The organism is Pseudomonas sp. HMWF006 (assembly GCF_003061205.1).
In the GTDB taxonomy this organism is placed as follows: Bacteria; Pseudomonadota; Gammaproteobacteria; order Pseudomonadales; family Pseudomonadaceae; genus Aquipseudomonas; species Aquipseudomonas monsensis.
Genome location: NZ_QAIU01000412.1, coordinates 6,958 through 9,639, shown reverse-complemented (window position 1 = coordinate 9,639; position 2,682 = coordinate 6,958). Strand labels below are relative to the sequence as shown.

Genomic DNA, 2,682 nt, shown 5'->3' with positions numbered 1-2,682 from the left:
CCCTTCCGCCACTCCGCCGCCCTGATCCTCCAGCCACAAATGCCAGTAATCGCCGTCACGCCGTCCGTCGAGGCGCACGATGCCGCCCTCGGGCGAATGTCGAATGGCATTGCGCAGGATGTTCTCCAACGCCTGCGCCAAGGTGTTGAGGTTGCCGCGCACCCAGCACGACGACGGCACCGCACACTGCAATTGCAGGCTCGGCCAGCCGCTTTCATAACAGGCGTTATCCGTGAGCATTTCCCACAGGGCCTGAATCTGGATCGCCTCGTCGGGCAACGGCGTGCGGTCGGTGTCGAGCCAGGCCAATTGCAAGGTGTCCTCGACCAGCCGCTGCATGCCGTCGACTTCACGGCCGATGCGTTCGCGCAGTTGCCGCAGATCCTGCTCGCTTTCGCTGGCCACACGCAGCCGGCTCAAAGGCGTGCGCAACTCATGGGACAAATCGCGCAACAGTTGCTGCTGCAAGGCAACGGTCGATTGCAGGCGCTCGGCCATCGAGTCGAAGGCGCGGGCCAGTTCACCGAGTTCGTCCGGCCGCTGGGTGATGCCGCTCGACAGCCGCACATTCAGTTGATCGGCGCGCCAGGCGTTGGCCTGTTCGCGCAGGTTGTTCAGCGGCACCACCAGCAGGCGATACAGGCCGACGCACAGCAATAATGTGAACAGTCCAGGGATCACGCCGTTGGTGATCACCCGCCAGAACACCCGGTACTTCCCCGGCAAAAAACGTTCGGGCAGTTCAATCACTAAACTGCCGGTAGCAGGATCATGGGGAAACGGCACGCGCAACCACGGTCGCCCCTGCTTGTGGATTGGCCAGTCAAGCCCGCGCAAAAACGTCAGGCGCTGCACTTCCTGATCATTCAACGGTTCGCTGCTCAGCGACTGCAAGTTGCGGTCGATCACGCCAACCCAAGCGGCCTCACGCAATTCCATGCTCTGCAACCAGCTATCAATACCGTCACGCTGACCGCGCTGCCAGGCCCGTTCGGCCTCAGCCGCATACCGGGTAAGCGTGCCGCGCGCCTCGTCGGAGAGAAACTGGTTGCGCTCCTCCATGTAGCGGCCCCATGACCAGCTCAGCCAGATCATCAGCAGACAGAACGCGACCAGCAGACACGCCAGTTTCCAGAACAGCGAATGGCGCCCCGGCAATTCAGAGCGCTTCATCGGCACGGCCACTCAATACGTAGCCCTTGCCCCACACCGTGCGCACTTCCCGCTCGGTGTAGCCGATGGCCTTGAGTTTGCGGCGGATCTGGCTGATGTGCATGTCGAGGCTGCGATCGTGCGCCGCATAGCCGCGTTGCAGAACGTGCTGATAAAGGAAGGCCTTGCTCAAGACTTCCTCGTCATTGCGCTCGAGGGTTTCCAGCAAGCGGAATTCGCTGCGGGTCAGGCCGGCCGCCTGGTCGCGGAAAAACACCTCGCACTGTGCGTCGTCGAAGCGCAGGGCTCCCGTGGTCAGCGGCGTTGCAAGCGCCGGCGGACGCCGATCAAGGGCCACCCGTCGCAGGATCGCTTCGATGCGCACGTGCAACTCGGCAATGCTGAACGGCTTGGGCAAATAATCATCGGCGCCCAGACGAAAACCACTGATGCGATCCGCCTCGGCGCCCAGCGCCGACATCAGTAACACCGGCGTCGAATGGCTCTGGCGCAATTGCGTCAGCACATTCAGTCCGTCCAGCCCGGGCAACAGAATGTCCATCAACACCACGTCGAACGGCTGGCGTCGGGCGATGCTCAGGCCCTCCTGGCCGTTCTGGCACCAGGTCACCTGAAAGCCGCTGCGGCCCAGCTGTTCGTGAACGTAGGCGCCGAGGACCGGATCGTCTTCGATGGAAAGAATGCGCGGCTGGCCAACGGAAACAGGAGTCATGAGTATCTGCAAGTCATTCTCAGTTGAGCGGCGATTATTCAAGATTGCCGGGCGTGGGGCAACACAAGCTTGACCTGCCGGACAAACGCGCACCGGCGCGACGACCGATGGCGCGCGCATTTTTCCGGAGATTGCCCGCGAGCAAATCGCTACACTGCGCCCATGTCGCGTGCCGGATGCACGCATGAGTCAACGGATCAGCGGGATGCAGGAGATGGGCGTGCTCAAGAAACTGGGAATCAAAGGTCGCGTGTTGTTGCTGACCCTGTTGCCGACCAGCCTGATGGCGTTGGTGCTGGGCGGTTACTTCACCTGGACGCAACAGTCCGACTTGCAGACCCAATTGATGCAGCGCGGCGAAATGATCGCCGAGCAACTGGCGCCGCTGGTCGCCCCCGCCATGGGCCATGGCAACAACGACCTGCTCGAACGCATCGCCACCCAATCCCTCGAACAACCGGACGTGCGCGCGGTAACCTTTCTGGCGCCGGATCGCTCGCCGCTGGCCCACGCCGGCCCGACCATGCTCAATCAGGCCCCCACCGGCGACAGCACGCAGTTGCAACGGCGCAGTGGCAATGACGCGACCCGCTACCTGATGCCGGTCTTCGGCAAACACCGCAACCTCGCCGGCGAACTGATTCCAGCCGAATCCGACCGGTTGCTCGGCTGGGTCGAACTGGAGTTGTCGCACACCGGCATGCTGCTGCGCGGATATCGCAGCCTGTTCGCCAGCCTGTTGCTGATCGCCGCCGGCCTGGCCGGTGCCGCCCTGCTCGCCGTGCGCATGGGCCGCA

Annotated in this window: 2 protein-coding genes and 1 pseudogene; 1 reads left to right on the top strand and 2 read right to left on the bottom strand. The window is 63.1% G+C overall.

All coding sequences use genetic code 11. The annotated features are described in order from the left end of the window. Both DBR24_RS16970 and DBR24_RS16965 read right to left on the bottom strand, forming a co-directional pair. A partial coding sequence (locus DBR24_RS16970; protein ID WP_256591582.1) for a sensor histidine kinase occupies positions 1-1,173 on the bottom strand: 1,173 nt, incomplete at its 3' end. Continuing rightward, the gene (locus DBR24_RS16965; RefSeq protein WP_128615321.1) at positions 1,160-1,885 is read right to left on the bottom strand and encodes a response regulator transcription factor; all 726 of its coding nucleotides are present in this window, start codon (positions 1,883-1,885) and stop codon (positions 1,160-1,162) included. The genes DBR24_RS16965 and DBR24_RS16970, both read right to left, overlap by 14 nt. A gap of 220 nt (positions 1,886-2,105) precedes the next feature. On the opposite strand from DBR24_RS16965, the pseudogene DBR24_RS32520 reads away from it, so the two are divergent. Continuing rightward, positions 2,106-2,682 (top strand): annotated as a pseudogene (locus tag DBR24_RS32520) (hybrid sensor histidine kinase/response regulator); the annotation flags it as partial.

Bases quoted from the DNA above. Each gene is read 5' to 3' on its own strand.
- DBR24_RS16965 (WP_128615321.1), bottom strand. From the start codon at position 1,885: ATGACTCCTGTTTCCGTTGGCCAGCCGCGCATTCTTTCCATCGAAGAC.